Source organism: Candidatus Sordicultor fermentans, from assembly GCF_012728195.1.
GTDB lineage: Bacteria > Atribacterota > Atribacteria > Atribacterales > Caldatribacteriaceae > Sordicultor > Sordicultor fermentans.
This window is the reverse complement of sequence record NZ_JAAYFP010000028.1, coordinates 1-4,631: the sequence shown is the minus strand read 5'-3', so window position 1 is coordinate 4,631 and position 4,631 is coordinate 1. Positions and strand designations below refer to the sequence as shown.

5 protein-coding genes are annotated in these 4,631 nt (G+C 40.6%); 3 read left to right on the top strand and 2 right to left on the bottom strand.

All coding sequences use genetic code 11. From position 1 onward, the window contains the following. The first annotated feature begins 814 nt into the window (after window positions 1-814). From GXZ17_RS01430 to GXZ17_RS01420, 3 genes are read left to right on the top strand one after another with little or no spacing between them, the layout of a single operon-like run. Window positions 815-1,270 carry a Fur family transcriptional regulator gene (locus GXZ17_RS01430; protein ID WP_409375510.1) on the top strand — a complete coding sequence of 152 codons (456 nt, stop codon included), beginning with the start codon at window positions 815-817 and terminating at the stop codon, window positions 1,268-1,270. Between the two features lie 3 nt (window positions 1,271-1,273). Further along, window positions 1,274-1,924 carry a peroxiredoxin gene (locus GXZ17_RS01425; RefSeq protein WP_409375509.1) on the top strand — a complete coding sequence of 217 codons (651 nt, stop codon included), beginning with the start codon at window positions 1,274-1,276 and terminating at the stop codon, window positions 1,922-1,924. A gap of 15 nt (window positions 1,925-1,939) precedes the next feature. Then, window positions 1,940-2,161, top strand: a complete 222-nt coding sequence (locus GXZ17_RS01420; RefSeq protein WP_409375508.1) for a winged helix-turn-helix domain-containing protein — start codon at window positions 1,940-1,942, stop codon at window positions 2,159-2,161. Between the two features lie 221 nt (window positions 2,162-2,382). Here GXZ17_RS01420 and GXZ17_RS01415 read toward each other — a convergent pair whose 3' ends face one another. Both GXZ17_RS01415 and GXZ17_RS01410 read right to left on the bottom strand, forming a co-directional pair. Further along, the gene (locus tag GXZ17_RS01415) at window positions 2,383-4,176 is read right to left on the bottom strand and encodes an ATP-binding protein (protein ID WP_409375507.1); all 1,794 of its coding nucleotides are present in this window, start codon (window positions 4,174-4,176) and stop codon (window positions 2,383-2,385) included. Then, window positions 4,173-4,631, bottom strand: a 459-nt coding sequence (locus GXZ17_RS01410) for a winged helix-turn-helix domain-containing protein (RefSeq protein WP_409375506.1), incomplete at its 5' end; no start/stop codon positions are given. The genes GXZ17_RS01415 and GXZ17_RS01410, both read right to left, overlap by 4 nt.

Genomic DNA, 4,631 nt, shown 5'->3' with positions numbered 1-4,631 from the left:
GTCTTAAATACACCTGAAAAGACAAATAGCTATTATATAAGCTTTTTAATCAAATGTCAATAGCACAAAGGCCTGACTTGAGGCACTTTTGGAAGGTCTCTAAAAAACAACCTCCTGTGGGATATAAATGCAACTCACGAATATAAATAACCCCAAAGGGGATTTACGAATTAACATTCCTATATATTATGCAAAATTTTGTGAAATATTTCAAGTAACCTTGCAGATGAATTTAAAGAAACCAGCTTAAAGAAGACTGGTTCTTTTAATCTCAGGGCTATTGAGGCAAAAAGCTTTATTATTTCAGAAATAGCCAGACAGCTTCTATCTTCAAAAAGCTTCTCTCTTAAAAGAAGATGTTAAGCAGATTATTTGCCCAACCCTTAGAGACCTATAGAAAAATACTGGAAGTTTTTGTCCAAAAAGTGGTGGAAAAGCTTCAAGCTATGGTCTTGAATTATACCAGAATACCAGATGTTTTATCTGCCTCTGTACCTTTAGAAAGAAAGAGCCATTCCCATTTGCTTTGAATTCCCTTTCCCCCGGATAATAGAAAAGGGAAGTAAAAACTTATTTGAAATAAACCTGATTAAAAAAACTTAGAGATATATATTGCCTCCTTCATTTAATAATTATCACTATGAAGGTTTATAAAATTCCTTTTGCAGGAGAAAAAAACATCGTATGCATGAAATGACTTTATTACTTTTTAACTATAGAAAGGGATTTTTCAAACAGCCTCAAAATAACTACAAACGGTCTCATAAAAATTTGACAAAAAATTAAACATTATGTATAATTCAAGTAAATAGTAATGAGAACTATTATTATAATGGAAGAAATGAATAAAATTAAGAAAACTAAACAAAGAGAAGCTATTTTAGAAATTCTAAAAAATACTAAATCTCATCCCACTGCTGATGAAGTTTACCAAAAAGTGCGGCAGAAAATTCCTCGCATTAGTAAGGGCACAGTATATCGTAATTTGAAACTCCTCACCGAAAACAAAGAAGTTATGAAAATTGATACAGGAGGAACAGAAGGTAGATATGATGCCCGAGTGGAAAATCATTACCATTTTCGCTGTGAGAGTTGTGGAAAGGTGTTCGATGTAGATGTGCCAGTAGATACGGAACTGGATAAAAAGGTATCTCAAAAAACCGGGTTTAACATTACTCACCATGTTTTAGAGTTTCGGGGCTTTTGCTCTGATTGTCAGAAAAAAGCAATTATCTCCCCTAGCGGAGATAAAAATAAAGAGGAGGTATAAACGATGGAAGAATTAAGAGAAGAAATTATCAGTTTTCCTCGAGTGGGAGAGATGGCACCCTCTTTTGAAGCTGTTACTACTCATGGAACCTTAAGACTGGAAGATTTCAAAGGGAGCTGGCTGGTGTTATTTTCTCATCCTGCCGACTTCACTCCGGTGTGCACTACCGAGTTTATTGCTTTTAGCCAGGCCTATCCTGAATTTCAAAAAAGAGGAGCAGAGCTCCTGGGACTCAGCGTGGATAGCGTGTCCTCTCACATTGCCTGGGCTCGCAACATTCAGGAGAAAACCGGAGTCAAAGTTCCTTTCCCCATTATTGCCGACCTTAGTAAAGAAGTATCTATCAAATACGGCATGATTCACCCCGGAGAAAGCAAAACTGAAACTATTCGGTGTGTGTTTATCATCGACCCCGACCAGGTTATTCGCGCCATCCTCTATTACCCTCTAACTACTGGTAGAAATATCAGTGAAATATTGAGAATAATCGATGCTTTACAAACCACCGATAAATACGGTGTGGCTACTCCTGCTAACTGGCAACCGGGAGAAAAAGTAATAGTTCCTGCCCCCACCACCGTAGAAGGAGCAGAAGAGCGGTTAAAAGAGGGATATGAATGTGTAGATTGGTATCTATGTAAAAAAAGCGTCTAAGAAAGGAGGGTCTTTATGGCCTGCGTAACGCCAGAAGGAAAACCTACTGAATCGGGAAAGAAAATTCTCAACGCTCTAAAATCTGGAGCAGCGTCTCCTGAAGAAATAGCTAAAACCAGTGGTTTACCTCTATTCCGAGTAAGAAGTGGACTTCGAGACATGGTTCAAGCCGATTTAGTGAAAGAAGAAGAAGGAAAGTATAAACTTACTGAAAAAGGAGAACAATTTATCGAATAAACCGAGACGTCAATTTTACCGGGAGAGGGTGGAAAATAGCCTGCTCTCTCCCGGGAGTTTACTGCAGTTATCAAATAGGTTAAAACTTTAATTTTTTTCACCCTCAAATTCTCCCTATCTCAGGGAATGCTTGTGTCTCTCCAATCTTGTCTGCAAGGAATAGCCAAGGAAAAGTCTTACTTCTAAAAAACAAGGTTTTCAAAGAAAAAACTTGCGACCAGTTAGGAGTCTATCGTGTCATCTCCGCCGGATTCAGAAGCTATCGGTAGAGTAAAGGTAAAAACAGTCCCCTCCTGGAGCTGGCTTTCCACCTTTATTGTACCACCGTGGTTTTCTATAATTTGTTTGGCGATGGCCAGCCCGAGGCCTGTCCCCCCTTTTTCTCGAGAACGAGATTTTTCTACCCGGTAAAATCGCTCAAAGAGATGGGGGATATCTTTTTCGGGGATTCCTTCCCCCTGGTCTTTTATAGAAACAGCTACTTCTTTCTCCTCTTCCCAGACCTTTATTTCTACGGTGCTCTCCGGAGGAGAAAAAAGAAGAGCATTACTCAGTAAATTTATTAACACCTGCTCAATCCGATCCATATTTCCCAGAACTAAAGGGAGCTGAGAAGGAAAATCTTTCTTTATCTGGATTTTTTTATCCTCTATCTGGGGCATTAACTTAAGCAATACCTGGTCTATCATCTGGGGAAGGGATAAAGGATTTACTTCCCATTCTATTTTTTTTGATTCCATGAGAGAAAGGTCTAAAAGGTCATGAATAAGCCGAGAAAGGCGCAGCGTCTCTCGGTGAATAACTTCTAAGTATTTCTTTTTTAGCTCCTCATCACCGATTACCCCATCCATCATTGCTTCTACAAATCCCTGGATGGAGGTAAGAGGGGTGCGCAACTCGTGAGAAACGTTAGCTAAAAAATCACGACGTAGTTCTTCCAGTTGGCGAAGTTCGGTGATATCTTGAAAAACCCCTACCGCTCCATATACTTTCTCCCCCTCTTTTAAGGGTGTTATGTGGACAACGAGATGGTCTCCATTTTCTATTTGAAATTCTTGAGCTTCTTCTTTTCCCTCTTTTAGCGCTCGGGAGAAAATTTCCTGTATCTGGACTTGAGTAAATAATTGGGCAACATGAAGTCCCAAAGGAGCTTCTCCCTCCCACTTCAATTTTTTAAGTAAGGCTGGATTAATAGAAGTGATTTTCTCTTCTTCATCTATAGCTACTACACCTTCTGCCATATGAAGGAGTATGTTTTCGGTTTCCCGTTTTTCCTGATGAAGGTGATTAATGGTTTCTTCTAAAGCGGAGGAAAGGTAATTAAAATCTTGCGCTAATTGTCCCAATTCATCTTCCGTGTGCACTTCTATTCTCCGCTGTAAATTGCCGGAAGCTAAATCTCGAGCTGCTTCGCTTATTTTCTGAAGAGGACGAGTGAGAGAGCGAGAGAAAAAATAGGAGAGAATGAGAGAAAAAACTAAAGAGATGGCACTGGCTATAAGGATGATACGCCTTACCGCAGACACAGTAGCCTGAATATTAACTATAGGAGATAAAAGTAAAAGAACAGAAGAAACTTCTCCATTTTGCAAGACCGGGGAAGCGGCTATCAACATTGCCTGGTCAAAACGGGGGCTGAACCCTCTAAAAACTACAGTTTCTCCTTGAAAAACTTTTTCTAACATTTCTCGGGGAAGCGGCTCTCTACCCATTCTACCCCAGGGGGGGCGAGGTGGCTCGGATAGAGGAAAATTAGGAGAGGATAGTTCCTGTCGGCTGAGAAGCAAAATCTGAGTTCCTTTTCTCAGGCGGGGTAAAATCTCCGGTATTTCTTCCCGAGGAGACTGGGAAATGAATTCGCTGATGGTTTTAGCCTGTTCCGCTATTTCTTTTTCTTGGGAAGCAAGGTAGTGGCGAGAAAAAAATTGGGAACTTAAGATTCCGGAGACCAAAAAGGAAAGGGCCACCACTGCAAGATAAGAAAGGAGAAGTTTAGAAAATAGGGTTTTTTTCATCGTTCGGGCTCAAATTTATAACCGTATCCCCATACCGTTTTTATTGAAGAAGAAATTCCTCCTTCGCTTAATTTTTCTCGAAGACGTTTTATGTGGGTATCTACAGTTCGAGCATCTCCTGCAAAATCATACCCCCACACATATTCTAAAAGCTGTTCCCGAGTGTAAACCCTCTGGGGGTGGTTTACCAGAAACCAGAGTAGTTCGAATTCTTTGGGAGTGAGGTTGATTTCCTTCCCTTTTATTTCCACTCTTTTGGCTTCATAATCAATCCGGAGACCAAGAGCCTCCCACGTTTTTCCTCCCCCCGAAGAGGCATTAAAGCGACGAAGGACAGCCTTAATCCTCGCTACCAACTCCCGAGGGCTGAAAGGTTTAGCCACGTAGTCATCAGCTCCCAGTTCCAACCCCAGCACCTTATCAAATTCTTCCCCTCGGGCGGTGAGCATAATTAT

Bases quoted from the DNA above. Each gene is read 5' to 3' on its own strand.
- GXZ17_RS01430 (WP_409375510.1), top strand. From the start codon at position 815: ATGAGAACTATTATTATAATGGAAGAAATGAATAAAATTAAGAAAACT.
- GXZ17_RS01425 (WP_409375509.1), top strand. From the start codon at position 1,274: ATGGAAGAATTAAGAGAAGAAATTATCAGTTTTCCTCGAGTGGGAGAG.
- GXZ17_RS01420 (WP_409375508.1), top strand. From the start codon at position 1,940: ATGGCCTGCGTAACGCCAGAAGGAAAACCTACTGAATCGGGAAAGAAA.
- GXZ17_RS01415 (WP_409375507.1), bottom strand. From the start codon at position 4,176: ATGAAAAAAACCCTATTTTCTAAACTTCTCCTTTCTTATCTTGCAGTG.